Consider the following 12,413-nt stretch of genomic DNA (forward strand, 5'->3'; position numbering starts at 1 on the left):
CGGACGCCGCGAGCTTTCCGGCAAACCCTTCCGGCCACAGCACTAGCCGAGGCCCTGAAGGGTGGGAGCGGGAGCGCGCACGGCCGGCCGAGGGCTCCCGCATACGGTGAGGGCGGCTGTCGCAGCGTTGCTCGGCCCGCGCCGGCGTCACTTCGCCCGCGCGTGATACGACCGCCGGGTGTGCTCGGTGTGCTCGCGCATCAGCTGGGTGGCCCGCTGCTCGTCGCGGTCCGCGATCGCGGCGATCAGCTCACGGTGCTCGACCCAGGACTGCCTGCCGCGCTGGCGGGCGACCGGCGTGTAGTACCAGCGCACCCGGCGGTCGACCTGTCCGGCGAGCTCGGCGAGCACCGCGTTGCCCGCCAGCTCCATCACCTTCGCGTGGAAGCGGGCGTTCATCGCGACCGCCCCGTCGACGTCGTCGTTCGCCACGGCGCCCTCGCCCTGTGCGCACAGCTCCTCCAGGTCCGCGATGCCGGCGCTGCCCGCGTTGGCGGCGGCCAGCCGGGCCGCCTCGGCCTCCAGCAGTGTGCGCACCGTCAGGAGTTGGTCGGCCTCCTCCTCCGTCGGCTCGTGCACGAACGCGCCCTGGGCGGGCCGCAGATCGACCCATCCCTCGGTGTTCAGCCGCTGCAACGCCTCGCGCACCGGCTGCCGGGAGACCCCGAGGTGCCCGGCGAGCTCGCTCTCCACGAGATGCTGACCTGGCTGCAGCGCGCGGGTGGTGATGAGTTCGAGCAGTGCCTCGTAGACCCGGTCGCGCAGCGGCCCGGGCCGCTCGAGTTTGGGCACCGCCCCCTGCGGCAGTCCTGTCGACAACATCGCGGTCCCCCTCCAGGACAACGGCGGCGCAGTGGCCGGAAGGCCAGTGTCTTTCGTCTACAGTCTACGGCGCACCATGGCCAGAGGCGCGGCGAGTTGGGCTTGTCACACCCACCCGGACAGTTGTTCACGGGCAGCGGACGACCTGCCCGGCGTACGACAGGTTCCCACCGAAGCCGAACAGCAGCACCCGGTCGCCCGTCTCGATCTTTCCGCGCTCCACCAGCTTCGACAACGCGAGCGGGATGCTCGCCGCGGAGGTGTTCCCCGACTCGGCGACATCGGTTGCGACGACCGCGTTCACGGCACCGAGCTTCTCGGCGAGCGGCTCGATGATGCGCAGGTTCGCCTGGTGCAGCACGACCGCGGCGAGGTCCTCCGGCGCGGTCCCGGCCCGCTCGCAGACCTGTCGGGCGATGGGCGGGAGCTGGGTGGTCGCCCACCGGTACACGCTCTGCCCCTCCTGGGCGAACCTCGGGGGCGTGCCCTCGATGCGCACCGCGTGTCCCATCTCGGGCACCGAGCCCCACAGCACGGGCCCGATGCCTGGCTGGTCACCCGGAGGGCACGCCTCGACGACGGCGGCCCCGGCACCGTCCCCGACCAGCACGCACGTCGTACGGTCGGTCCAGTCCGTCACATCGGACATCTTGTCGGCACCGACGACGAGCGCACGCGTGGCCGCGCCGGCGCGCAGGGCGTGTTCCGCGGTGGCGAGCGCATGGGTGAAGCCCGCGCAGACGACGTTGATGTCCATCGCCGCCGGGGACGGGATGCCGAGCCGGGCGGCGACGCGGGCGGCCGTGTTGGGCGAGCGGTCGATGGCGGTGGAGGTGGCGACCACGACCAGGTCGATGTCGCCCGGCCCTTGCCCGGCCGCCGCGAGCGCCTTGGCGGCGGCGTGCGCGGCCAGTTCGTCGACGGGCTCGTCGGCCCCCGCGATGTGGCGCGTCCGGATGCCCACCCGGCTGGTGATCCACTCGTCGCTCGTGTCGACCATGCCCGCCAGGTCCTCGTTGGTGAGGACCTGGGCGGGCTGGTAATGGCCGACGGCGGTGATGCGCGAGCCGTTCATGAGCGGATCCCCCTCGAAGCCTTGGGTAGCGGGATCCACCAGTCTGATCAGTGACTCACCGGTATGAGGGCATGTGAACCGACAGGAATGGGATGCCTGTGTTGTCGGCTTCCCGCAGATCCTCGGACGCCCGAGGTCTTCCTGTACGGCCGTCGGGGCCTCACCCGGTGAAGAGCTGCTTGGCCTTCAGGACGAGCTCGTAGATGCCGTAGCACAGGGGCGCCCCCACCCACAGCCAGGAGAGGGCGATCAGTGCGCGGCGGTCAGGCGGGCTGTTCTCGCCGGCCATCGGCGGCCTCCTGCGGTGCGGGGATGTGGTGGCGGGGGTGGACCGGCCGTACGAATTCGTTGGCGACGAACCCGATGACGAGCAGCCCGATCATGATCATGAAAGATAGGCCGTAGAGGGACGATCCGTGCTTGCCGGCCTCCTTCTGGTGGTCGGCGATCCAGTTCACGATCAGCGGGCCGAGGACACCCGCGGTCGACCAGGCGGTGAGCAGGCGGCCGTGGATCGCGCCGACCTGGTACGTCCCGAACAGGTCCTTCAGATAGGCGGGGATCGTCGCGAAGCCGCCGCCGTAGAAGGAGAGGATCACGAGCGCGCAGAGGATGAACAGCGGTTTCGACGAGTCGCCGAAGGACGCGATGAGCAGGTACATGAGCGCGCCGACGCCCAGGTAGACGCGGTAGATGTTCTTGCGGCCGATCAGGTCCGAGGTCGAGGACCAGCCGATACGGCCCGCCATGTTGGCCGCCGACAGCAGGGCGACGAAGCCGGCGGCCGCGGAGACCGACACCGGGGTGGAGGTGTCCGCGAAGAAGTCCGTGATCATCGGGGCGGCCTTCTCGAGGATCCCGATGCCGGCGGTCACGTTCATGCACAGCACGATCCACAGGCACCAGAACTGCGGTGTACGCACGGCACTGGCCGCGGAGACCTGGACGCCCTCGAAGGCGCTCGGCCCCGACCCCACGGGCTTCTCGGCGCGTGGCACCCGCACCAGCAGGACGCCCAGCGACATGAAGACGGCGTACGACAGCCCGTGCACGAGGAAGGCGAGCGCGATCCCCGAGTGGTCGGTGCCGAACGACTGCAGCATCTGCGCCGACCAGGGCGAGGCGATCAGCGCGCCGCCGCCGAATCCCATGATGGCGATGCCGGTGGCCATGCCGGGCCGGTCCGGGAACCATTTGATCAGCGTGGAGACGGGGGAGATGTAGCCGATGCCCAGGCCGATACCGCCGATGAACCCGTAGCCGAGGACGATCAGCCAGTACTGCTCGGTCTGGGCCCCCAGCGCGGCGAGCAGGAATCCCGAGGAGAAGCAGATCAGGGCGACGGTCATCGCCCAGCGCGGTCCGTTGCGCTCCACGAGCGTTCCGCCGAACGCGGCCGACAGGCCGAGCATCACGATGGCCAGCTGGAACGGCAGCGCGCTCTGGGTGCCGTTGAGGTGGAGCGCGGACTCCAAGGGCGGCTTGAACACGCTCCAGGCGTAGGCCTGACCGATGGAGAGGTGGACCGACAGGGCGGCGGGCGGAACCAGCCAACGGCTCCATCCCGGGGGAGCGACAGGAGGACTCATGATCCAGAACGGTACGAATCCCGAGCGGAGTTGAGAACGGTCCCGTCGACAGTATGCGGTGAGCGGTATGCAGACTGCGCCGAACGGTCATCGCCACCGGCTTCGGTGCTGCACGGCCCCTTGCCACGCGCTATTCCATACTGTAGACAATATTTCGTCGACTATGATTCGGCATCTCTCATCACCTCCGCGGTACTCCCTCGACCGAACGGAGTGTTCCTGTGAAAGTGGCAGTCCTCGGCGCCGGTGCCATCGGCGCCTACGTCGGTGCCGCGCTCCATCGCGCGGGCGCCGATGTGCATCTCATCGCCCGTGGACCGCATCTTGCGGCCATGAGGCGAGACGGAGTGCAGGTGCTCAGCCCACGCGGCGACTTCACCGCGCACGCCCACGCCACCGCCGACCCGGCCGAGATCGGCCCGGTCGACTATGTGTTCCTGGGTCTGAAGGCCAACTCGTACGCGGCGTGCGGGCCGCTGATCGAGCCGCTCCTGCACGACACCACGGCGGTCGTGGCCGCCCAGAACGGCATCCCCTGGTGGTACTTCCACCGGCACGGCGGCCCCCACGAGGGTCATCGCGTCGAGAGCGTGGACCCGGACGGCGCGGTCAGTGCGGTGCTCGCGCCCGAACGGGCCATCGGATGCGTCGTCTACGCGGCGACCGAGCTGGAGGCCCCGGGAATCGTCCGTCATCTCGAAGGCACCCGGTTCTCCATCGGAGAACCCGACCGCAGCGTCTCGGACCGCTGTCTGGCGCTCAGCGAGGCCATGCAGGCGGGCGGGCTCAAGTGCCCCGTCGAGCCGGACCTGCGCAACGACATCTGGCTCAAGCTGCTCGGCAACATCTCCTTCAACCCCATCAGCGCGCTGGCCCGCGCGACCATGCGGCAGATGTGCCTGCACGGCGGAACCCGCAAGGTCATCGAGACCATGATGCGCGAGACGCTCACGGTCGCCGAGGCCCTCGGCTGCACGGTGGGCGTCTCCATCGAGCGGCGACTCGCGGGCGCGGAACGGGTCGGCGACCACCGCACCTCCACCCTGCAGGACCTGGAGCGCGGCAAACCGCTCGAACTCGACGTCCTGCTGGCAGCCGTCGTCGAGCTGGCGGAGATCACCGACGTCGATGTGCCCACCCTGCGCACCGTCCACGCCATCTCGGACCTGCTCGCGCTCAGGAGCGCCGCATGAGGCCACGCGATACGCGGACCCGCACCGGGTCCCCGTACCGGCTCGTGTCACGCCCCGGGCTTCGCCGGTCGGCCGGCCGCGTCCGGCTCGGGCGGGCGCGCCGCGGACACCCGGGACGGTCCGGGTCGAACGGGTGCCACCATGGTGTGCGACCACCGCGGAGCGGCCTGCCGTCCCGCCCCGCGGGTGCAGGACAATGAGATCGTCGAGGTCACCTCTCTGCCACAACCCGGTGACCGACGGCGACCTCCGCGACAAGGGCCGTTTCGGCCGCCAGCACGCAAGGAACCGGGGCTGATCAGGACATGGGACGAGTCACGGAACGACGCAAGGTGATCCGCATCCGGGACGGGGCCGTCTCGGCCCGGCCCGACACGCTCGTCGCCGAGGAACCACTCGAGATCAGGCTCAACGGCAAACCCCTCGCGATCACCATGCGTACCCCCGGCGACGACTTCGCGCTCGCCGCGGGGTTCCTGGTCAGCGAGGGCGTGCTGGCCGAGCAGCGGGATCTGCAGAACATCGTGTACTGCGCGGGGGCCACGGCGGACGGCTCCAACACGTACAACGTGGTGGACGTGAGGACCGCGCCGGGCGTGGCGATCCCCGACATCACGCTGGAGCGCAACGTGTACACCACCTCTTCGTGCGGCCTGTGCGGCAAGGCGAGCCTGGACGCGGTGCGGACGACGGCGCGCTGGCCCATCGCCGACACTCCCCCGGTCCGGCTGGACCCCATGGCGCTCGCGAGCCTCCCCGACCGGCTCAGGGCGGCCCAGCGGGTCTTCGACCGGACCGGGGGCCTGCACGCCGCAGCCCTGTTCACCGAGGACGGCGAGCTGCTCGACGTCCGTGAGGACGTGGGCCGGCACAACGCGGTCGACAAGCTGGTCGGCCGCGCCCTGCAGAACGGCGACCTGCCCCTCTCGCGCGCCGTTCTGCTGGTGTCGGGCCGGGCCTCCTTCGAGCTGGCCCAGAAGGCCGTGATGGCGGGCATCCCGGTACTGGCCGCGGTCTCGGCCCCGTCGTCGCTGGCCGTGGACCTGGCCGCCGAGACCGGACTGACCCTGGTCGGATTCCTGCGGGGCAGTTCCATGAACGTGTACGCGGGCGAGGACCGCATCGCGCTGCAGGCCACGGCCGCCCGGGGCTGACCGGTTCCTCGCCTCAGCCCTGTGCCTGCGCGATCCGGGCGAGTCGGCGATCAGGGGTGAGCGGCGGCCCGCCTCCCAGGCGAGGAACACCTGATCGGGCTCCGCGTCCCGGACGGGTACGTAGGCGATGTCCGGGCGCGAGTACTGGTCAGCCGGTCGTCAGGCGCACTTGAGCGGCGGTCGCCACCGATCCCAGCCGCGGGAAGTCGAGCCTGACCGACGCCTCGTGCTCGGCGGCGGTGAGCGCCGTCATGGCGTCCTCGACGAAGACGAGTTCGTAGCCGAGATCGGCGGCGGCACGGGCGGTGGACTCGACGCCCAGGTTGGTGGCGATGCCGCCGAGGACCAGGGTGCGGATGCGGTGTTCCCGCAGACGCTCGTCCAGGCCCGTGCCCTGGAAGCCGCCGATCGTCCGCTTCACCACCTCCAGGTCGCCGTCCTGGAGCAGCCCGGCCACCAGTCCGCTGCCGGGCGGCTGCTCGGTGACGCCGGGACGCTCGACGCGGATGAGGACGACGGGAGCGCCGGCCGAACGGAACGAGCGCGCCAGTTCCTCCGCCGTGGCGAGGACTTCGGTGCCTTTGCGGGGCTCCAACGGCAGGGCGACGATGCGGTCCATCAGGTCGACGAGCACGAGGGCGGTGCGCGCTGGATCGAGCGCGAGGGGTGCGGTCATGACGGAACGTTATCCCCCGTGAGCCGTCCGTACCGGAAATCCGGATCAACAGCTCCGTGAACCGATCGCGTTCCGCCACCGCCGGCGGGGCGGACAGCCTCCCTCCGGCGAGCGTGGGGCCGCGTCCGCGACCAGCCGCTGGCCGCCTCGGCCGGTGGCCCCCGGACCGGCTGCGCGCCAGCCGCTCACGTCCCGGGCGTGCGGACGAGGCCGAGCACGGCGGCGGGCCGGGACCGGGCTCGGCCCGGTGCCGGCCCTGGTCTGCGCGGCCGCACCGCTCACACCCCGCCGGACCCTGGCACGGCCCGGTACAACCCTCAGGCGCGCCCGGTACCGGGCAGCGGCCGACCGGTGCTCAGCCTTGACATCCACCGACTGGACACGACGGGCGCCCCGGCACAGGCCCCCTCAGCCGGAACGTGTTCCGGTACCGACCGCGGTTCGCGTCGCTGCGGCCGGCACGAGACTGACCCGCGTGTCCTGAAGGTCGCGGGAGCGGCGCTTGGCGATCACCGCGCACACCATGAGCTGCATCTGATGGAAGAGCATCAGCGGGAGAACGGCCAACGAGGCGTGTGCGCCGAAGAGGACGCTCGCCATCGGCAGTCCGGAGGCGAGGGACTTCTTGGACCCGGCGAACTGGATCGCGATCCGGTCCTCCCGGCCGAAGCCCAGCGCCCGGCTGCCGTACCAGGTCAGGACCAGCATCACGCCGAGCAGCGCACCCTCGACGACGAGGAGGCCGCCCAGCCTGAGCGGGCTCACCTGGTGCCAGATGCCCTGGACCATGCCCTCGCTGAAAGCGGTGAAGACGACCAGCAGGATCGAGCCGCGGTCGACGAGCCCGAGCACCTTCTTGTGCCGCGTGATGAAGCCGCCGGCCCAAGGCCGCAGCACCTGGCCGGCGAGGAAGGGCACCAGCAGTTGCAGAACGATCTTGATCAGAGAGTCCGCGGAGAAGCCGCCCCCGCTGCCGCCGAGCAGTGCCGCCGCGAGCAGCGGGGTGACGACGATCCCGGCGAGGGAGGAGAAGGAGCCCGCGCAGATCGCGGCCGGCACGTTTCCGCGTGCGATCGAGGTGAAGGCGATCGAGGACTGGATGGTGGACGGGACGAGCGTGAGGAAGAGCAGGCCGGTGTAGAGGCTGTGGGTCAGCAGCACCGGCACCAGAGCGTGCGCCGCAAGGCCCAGGAGCGGGAAGACCACGAAGGTGCCGGCCAGCACGGTGACGTGCAAGCGCCAGTGCTTGAACCCCGCGAGCGCCTCACGGGTGGACAGCCGGGCTCCGTACAGGAAGAAGAGCAGGGCGATCGCGGCGGTGGAGGCGCCGGACGCCACATCGGCGGCCGTGTCCCGGGCCGGGAAGAGAGCCGCAAGACCCACCGTCCCCAGCATCAGGACGATGAACGGGTCCACGGGCATCCATGGCGGCCATTGCAGGCGTTTCACTGTGCTCCATTGCTTCGCTGTACGTTCCATGCCGGACACGGTCGTGCCCTCTCCATCGTCCTCTTCCGGTGGCTGATCGGGAATCCGGTATACCGCTCTGACTGTCATCACGAATCGCGATAAGCTGGAGTGCGTGTACGACCCTTCCCAGTTGCGCACGTTTCTGGCGGTGGCCCAGACGCTGAGCTTCACACAGGCCGCCCGGCGGCTCGGGCTGCGCCAGTCGACGGTCAGCCAGCACGTGCGACGGCTGGAGGACACGACCGGACGGCAGTTGTTCTCCCGGGACACGCACTCCGTGGAACTGACGGAGGACGGCGAGGCGATGCTCGGCTTCGCCCGCCGGATCCTGGAGGTCCACGAGCAGGCGATGGCGTTCTTCACCGGGACACGGTTGCGGGGCCGCCTCCGGTTCGGCGCCTCGGAGGACTTCGTGCTGACCCGGCTGCCGGAGATCCTGGAGGCGTTCCGGTACGACCATCCCGAGGTGGACCTGGAGCTGACGGTCGAACTGTCGGGCACGCTGCACGAGCGGCTCGCGGCGGGCCGTCTCGATCTGGTGCTCGCCAAACGGCGGGCCGAGGACCCGCGCGGCGAACTGGTCCGGCACGACAGACTGGTGTGGATCGGCGCGGAACGGCTGCGCCTTGACCCCGACCGGCCGGTTCCGCTGATCGTCTATCCACCGCCGGGCATCACACGCGCCCGCGCCCTGGAGGCGCTCGAGAAGCAGGGCCGGGCCTGGCGCATCACGTGTACCAGCGGCAGCCTCAACGGCCTGATCGCGGCTGCCCGCGCCGGCCTGGGCGTGATGGCCCACTCCCGCGGGCTGGTCCCGCCGGGCCTCGTACGCATCCCCGAGCGGGCGGGCCTGCCGGAGCTCGGCGAGATCGACTTCGTCCTGGCGCACGGCCCCAGACAGGGCCAGGCCCGCACCGCCGCCCAGGCACTGGCGAGGGCGATCCTGGCGGGCGGGGACCGGCTGCAACGGCCCTGACGAGGACCGCCCGAAACACCCCGGCCCGGCACGGCACACCCCGGCGGGCCATGTCATGGCCGTCACGGAACGTGCCCCGCTCCATACTGGTCCGCATGCGCGTCGAGTACGACCCCGAGGCGATGAGCCAGGCCTCCTTCTACAGGTTCCTGACGTCGGTCGTCGTGCCCCGCCCGATCGCCTGGGTGTCCACGGTCGCCTCGGACGGAGGCAGCGAGAACCTCGCCCCGCACTCCTTCTTCAGCATCGCCAGCACCGACCCGCCGATCGTGCAGTTCACCTCGATCGGCCGCAAGGACTCTCTGCGCAATGTCGAGGACACCGGCGAGTTCGTCGTCAACTTCTCCTCCGCACCGCTGATGGCACTGATCAACGCCACCGCCATCGACCATCCCCGGTCGGTCAGTGAATTCGAGACCGCCGGCGTCGAGCGCGAGGACAGCCGGTGCGTGCGTCCTCCGAGGGTCGCCGCCTCGCCGGTGGTCCTGGAGTGCCGGTCGCACACCACCCTGCGGATGGGCAACTCCACGTTGGTCTTCGGACGGGTGGTCCACGCCGCCGTGGAAGACAGTTGCCTCGTCGACGGCCGCCCCCACAGCCGGTCGCTACAGCCGCTCGCCAAGCTCGGCGGCGACGAATGGGGCACTCTGGGCGAGATCCTGCACCTGCGCCGCATCCCCTACGAAGAACCCGGCACCCGCTGATCTCGATCCGCGCCGCACGGGGATCAGGCGTGCGCCGCGGGCTTTCCGCGATGCGCGACGTGCACGATGGCCGACGAGGCGGCGATCCGGTCCAGGCCGAAGACGGCCCCGACGCAGAACACGATCCAGCAGCAGAGGATCACCACAGCGCTGCCGACACCGTCGTCGTGGAAGTACGCCAGCCCGTTGATGGCCCGCACCCCGACGCCCGCGGGCATGACCGAGGCCAGCGGTTGCAGCCAGCCCGGCAGGAAGGACGGGGGCAGGACACCGCCGCTCGTGGCATTGCCCATCACCAGCATGAAGATCGAGCCCAGCGGGACACCGATCGGGCCGAAGACGCGGATGAGGAGGACGGTACCGGCCGCCACGGCGCCCGCCATCAGGGTGATGACGCCCACGAGAGCGAGGAAGGAACCGGGGATCGCGTCGAAAATCGTCCCCGCGATGAGCGCCGTGGCGCTGCCCCCGACCACCGCAAAGATCGCGAGGCTGAGCACACGTTGCGTGAACGACAGGCTCAGGGCCTGGACCGGCCGCGGTTGCGGGCCCAGGTGGTGACGGCCGCGTTCATCGGGGTGCTCATGGGACGTGGCGCCGGGGCGTTCGAGGAACTCGCGGCGGCGGACCCCAGGGAACTGCTCCCGGTGGTACGGGGCCTGCTGAACCTCTGAACAGGCGGCGCCCCTCGGCGTCGGGTCTGCGCGGGGGCCGGACGACCGCGGGTCAGCGCGGCGGACGCTGACAGTCGAGCTGTTCGACCCGGCGCCGAAACGGTGTCATCTCCACGTGCTGGACGCCCTCGAGCCGGCCGAGGGGGCCGCTCGGACAGGCGTAGCTCCCGGGTGCTCCCGACCCCCGCCGTCGCAACGATGTCTTGTCGAGGGCGTGGGATCCCCTCGCCTTCGAACCTTCCTTCGTCGAATTCCGGCGCCCAGCGTTGCCTTGCGCTGCGATCGGCCGCTTGCGGCTCATCGTAGGGAGTCACACGCATCCATCGCAGAGGGAGTTGAGACATGCGCACATCGGGGCCGCTCACGGCGGTGTGCCTGAGCACATTCATGTTGCTGCTGGACGTGACGATCGTGGTCGTCGCACTGCCGGACGTGGCACGGTCGTTGGACGCCTCGCTGAGCGATCTGCAGTGGGTGGTCGACGGATACGCGCTCGCGCTGGCGGCACTGCTGCTCGGGATCGGCGCCGCGGCCGACATTCTCGGGCGGCGCCGGGTGCATGTCGTGGGGGTGGCCGTGTTCGCGGTGGCGTCGCTGATGTGCGGCCTCGCCTCCGGGCCCGGCGCGCTGGTGGCCGCCCGGGCGTTGCAGGGGGTGGGCGGGGCCGCCATGTACGCGACGACGCTTCCGCTGCTCGGCTCCGTCTACCGAGGGCGGCAGCGGTCGGCCGCGCTCGGCGTCTGGGGCGCGGTCAGCGGCTCGGCCGCGGCGGTGGGACCGGTGCTCGGCGGTGCGCTCACCGAGGGACCGGGGTGGCGGTGGATCTTCTTCGTGAACCTGCCGGTCAGTGTGGCCGCGGTGGTGCTCATGCTGCGGGCGGTTCCGGAGTCGCGGGGTCCGGGCAGTCTGCGGATCGACTGGGCGGGCACGGTCACCTTCGCGGGATTCGCGGGTGGGACGACCTACGGCGTGGTGCGCGCCGGGGTGGACGGCTGGTCCTCCCCCACGACGCTGAGCTCGTTCGGGCTCGCGACGCTGGCCCTGATGCTCTTCGTGATGGTGGAGTGCCGGGTGGAGCATCCCCTGCTCGATCTGTCGCTGCTGCGCAAGCCCGCGTTCGTGGGCGTGATGACGGGCGCGCTGGCCTTCAGCGGTGTGGCCTTCGGGATGACTCCCTACTTCTCGATCTGGACGCAGACGCTGCTCGGCATGAGTCCGGTGCACGGTGGACTGACGCTGCTGCCACTGACGTTCGCCTCCATGACCGTCGCCATCCTGGTCGGTCGGCTGCTGCACGGGGTGCCCGCCCGGCTGACCATCGGCGGCGGGATGCTCCTGATCGGCTCGGGCGCCTTCTGCGAGGCCGTTCTGGACGCGGGCAGCGACTGGACCGCGCTGGTGCCCGGGTTCGTCCTGGTGGGCGTCGGCAGCGGATTCGTGTCGCCCACCGTGGCCGGGGCGGCGCTCGCCTCGGTGCCGCCGGAGCGGGCGGGCATGGCGGGCGGAGCGGTGAATACGTTCCGTCAGTTGGGGTACGCCCTTGGGGTGGCCACCTTCGGCACCGTACTCACCTCCCATATGCAGGCCACGCTGTCGCACGACTCGGCGCACACCTTGGCGGGCGGCGGGTCCGCGGCACTGCGTGGTGTGTTCCCCGAGCACACGCTGCGCACCGCGTTCGCCTCGGGGCTCAACGCGGCTCTGGTGGTCGCGGGTCTGGCGGGGATGCTGGCGGGAGTGCTGGTGCTGGTTCTGGTACGGCAGCCGCGGTCCGCGGTCGCGCAACCGGGGCCCGAGATGATGAAGGAGACGGCGACGCGGGGGTGAACGGCGCGGGCGGTGACCATGCGAAAGGCCACCGGCTGATGATACTCGCGAGTAGGGTGCATGGAGCCGTAAATGCGGCGCACAGATTCCGTGGAGATTGCGGGGCGGGAACCTACGCCGCCGTAGGGAGTTCTGCCCGGCGCTACCCCATGTGCGGTCATTTTCCGTGGCTGACCTGTGGGCTTGCGACGAGTGTCCAGGAGACCGCCCCCCTCCCGCCCGGCCCTGCGTTGGGGTAGCTTTCACGGCGCTG

13 protein-coding genes are annotated in these 12,413 nt (G+C 70.7%); 6 read left to right on the forward strand and 7 right to left on the reverse strand.

Annotated elements, in window-relative coordinates; translation table 11 throughout:
• Positions 1-147: 147 nt before the first annotated feature.
• From VXC91_RS08090 to VXC91_RS08105, 4 genes are all read right to left on the reverse strand, one after another.
• Complete coding sequence (locus tag VXC91_RS08090; protein WP_329506224.1) at positions 148-822, reverse strand: GntR family transcriptional regulator; 675 nt, start codon at positions 820-822, stop codon at positions 148-150.
• A gap of 127 nt (positions 823-949) precedes the next feature.
• A complete protein-coding gene (locus VXC91_RS08095; protein ID WP_329506225.1) occupies positions 950-1,897 on the reverse strand; it encodes a beta-ketoacyl-ACP synthase III in 948 nt (315 codons plus the stop codon).
• A gap of 160 nt (positions 1,898-2,057) precedes the next feature.
• Positions 2,058-2,186: an MFS transporter small subunit gene (locus tag VXC91_RS08100; RefSeq protein WP_329506226.1), complete on the reverse strand. Its 129-nt coding sequence runs from the start codon at positions 2,184-2,186 to the stop codon at positions 2,058-2,060.
• Positions 2,161-3,486, reverse strand: coding sequence for an OFA family MFS transporter (locus tag VXC91_RS08105; protein WP_329506227.1), 1,326 nt, complete (start codon positions 3,484-3,486; stop codon positions 2,161-2,163). Before VXC91_RS08105 ends, VXC91_RS08100 begins: the two co-directional genes overlap by 26 nt.
• 221 nt (positions 3,487-3,707) lie before the next feature.
• On the opposite strand from VXC91_RS08105, the gene VXC91_RS08110 reads away from it, so the two are divergent.
• Positions 3,708-4,679, forward strand: coding sequence for a 2-dehydropantoate 2-reductase (locus VXC91_RS08110; protein WP_329506228.1), 972 nt, complete (start codon positions 3,708-3,710; stop codon positions 4,677-4,679).
• Between the two features lie 305 nt (positions 4,680-4,984).
• Positions 4,985-5,833: a formate dehydrogenase accessory sulfurtransferase FdhD gene (gene fdhD, locus VXC91_RS08115; protein WP_329506229.1), complete on the forward strand. Its 849-nt coding sequence runs from the start codon at positions 4,985-4,987 to the stop codon at positions 5,831-5,833.
• A gap of 148 nt (positions 5,834-5,981) precedes the next feature.
• On the opposite strand, the gene VXC91_RS08120 is transcribed toward fdhD, so the two are convergent.
• Together VXC91_RS08120 and VXC91_RS08125 are read right to left on the reverse strand one after the other, a co-directional pair.
• A complete protein-coding gene (locus tag VXC91_RS08120; RefSeq protein WP_329506230.1) occupies positions 5,982-6,509 on the reverse strand; it encodes an isochorismatase family protein in 528 nt (175 codons plus the stop codon).
• Between the two features lie 408 nt (positions 6,510-6,917).
• Positions 6,918-7,931 carry a bile acid:sodium symporter family protein gene (locus VXC91_RS08125; protein WP_329506306.1) on the reverse strand — a complete coding sequence of 338 codons (1,014 nt, stop codon included), beginning with the start codon at positions 7,929-7,931 and terminating at the stop codon, positions 6,918-6,920.
• A 160-nt stretch (positions 7,932-8,091) separates the two neighbouring features.
• Between VXC91_RS08125 and VXC91_RS08130 the strand changes: the two genes are divergently transcribed.
• On the forward strand, positions 8,092-8,955 hold the full coding sequence (locus VXC91_RS08130; RefSeq protein WP_329506231.1) for a LysR substrate-binding domain-containing protein: 864 nt from the start codon (positions 8,092-8,094) through the stop codon (positions 8,953-8,955).
• A gap of 95 nt (positions 8,956-9,050) precedes the next feature.
• On the forward strand, positions 9,051-9,659 hold the full coding sequence (locus tag VXC91_RS08135) for a flavin reductase family protein (protein ID WP_329506232.1): 609 nt from the start codon (positions 9,051-9,053) through the stop codon (positions 9,657-9,659).
• A 23-nt stretch (positions 9,660-9,682) separates the two neighbouring features.
• Here the strand turns inward: VXC91_RS08135 and VXC91_RS08140 are convergent, their stop codons facing one another.
• A complete protein-coding gene (locus tag VXC91_RS08140; protein ID WP_329506233.1) occupies positions 9,683-10,159 on the reverse strand; it encodes a hypothetical protein in 477 nt (158 codons plus the stop codon).
• A gap of 3 nt (positions 10,160-10,162) precedes the next feature.
• Here VXC91_RS08140 and VXC91_RS08145 point away from each other — a divergent pair, with 3 nt between their 5' ends.
• Positions 10,163-10,333, forward strand: a complete 171-nt coding sequence (locus VXC91_RS08145) for a hypothetical protein (RefSeq protein WP_329506234.1) — start codon at positions 10,163-10,165, stop codon at positions 10,331-10,333.
• A gap of 342 nt (positions 10,334-10,675) precedes the next feature.
• Positions 10,676-12,160, forward strand: a complete 1,485-nt coding sequence (locus tag VXC91_RS08155) for an MFS transporter (RefSeq protein WP_329506235.1) — start codon at positions 10,676-10,678, stop codon at positions 12,158-12,160.
• The last annotated feature ends 253 nt before the right edge of the window (positions 12,161-12,413 follow it).

The sequence above is a fragment of the Streptomyces chiangmaiensis genome (assembly GCF_036281785.1).
Lineage (GTDB): Bacteria > Actinomycetota > Actinomycetes > Streptomycetales > Streptomycetaceae > Streptomyces > Streptomyces chiangmaiensis.

Bases quoted from the DNA above. Each gene is read 5' to 3' on its own strand.
- VXC91_RS08090 (WP_329506224.1), bottom strand. From the start codon at position 822: ATGTTGTCGACAGGACTGCCGCAGGGGGCGGTGCCCAAACTCGAGCGG.
- VXC91_RS08095 (WP_329506225.1), bottom strand. From the start codon at position 1,897: ATGAACGGCTCGCGCATCACCGCCGTCGGCCATTACCAGCCCGCCCAG.
- VXC91_RS08100 (WP_329506226.1), bottom strand. From the start codon at position 2,186: ATGGCCGGCGAGAACAGCCCGCCTGACCGCCGCGCACTGATCGCCCTC.
- VXC91_RS08105 (WP_329506227.1), bottom strand. From the start codon at position 3,486: ATGAGTCCTCCTGTCGCTCCCCCGGGATGGAGCCGTTGGCTGGTTCCG.
- fdhD (WP_329506229.1), top strand. From the start codon at position 4,985: ATGGGACGAGTCACGGAACGACGCAAGGTGATCCGCATCCGGGACGGG.
- VXC91_RS08120 (WP_329506230.1), bottom strand. From the start codon at position 6,509: ATGACCGCACCCCTCGCGCTCGATCCAGCGCGCACCGCCCTCGTGCTC.
- VXC91_RS08125 (WP_329506306.1), bottom strand. From the start codon at position 7,931: ATGCCCGTGGACCCGTTCATCGTCCTGATGCTGGGGACGGTGGGTCTT.
- VXC91_RS08135 (WP_329506232.1), top strand. From the start codon at position 9,051: ATGCGCGTCGAGTACGACCCCGAGGCGATGAGCCAGGCCTCCTTCTAC.
- VXC91_RS08155 (WP_329506235.1), top strand. From the start codon at position 10,676: ATGCGCACATCGGGGCCGCTCACGGCGGTGTGCCTGAGCACATTCATG.